We start from the raw sequence: 255 nt of genomic DNA on the forward strand, positions 1-255 counted from the left end.
TACGTATGTTCACTCAGAGACTTTGGTATTCATTTATCGTCTTGCGACGTTAAGAATCCATGTCACTTTGAGTGCCCACACAGATTGTCTGATAAATTGTTAAAGAGCAGTGCAACGCGGCTTTCGCCCACCGTTGCGAGGTGGCGTATATTACGCCTTCCTCTTTCAGAGTCAAGCGTTTATTTTCGCTTTTCTCTTCAACCGACCCGGCTGTTTGTGTGAAGTGATTCACATCTGCCGTGTCGATGGAGGCGC

The 255-nt window shown here is 47.1% G+C and carries 1 protein-coding gene; it reads right to left on the reverse strand.

Features of this window, described 5'->3' with window-relative positions:
- Positions 1 to 49: 49 nt before the first annotated feature.
- The coding region (locus M8318_RS00065) for a hypothetical protein (RefSeq protein WP_262660561.1) at positions 50 to 255 on the reverse strand (206 nt) is incomplete at its 5' end.

This window comes from Leclercia tamurae (assembly GCF_025566055.1).
GTDB lineage: Bacteria > Pseudomonadota > Gammaproteobacteria > Enterobacterales > Enterobacteriaceae > Enterobacter > Enterobacter tamurae.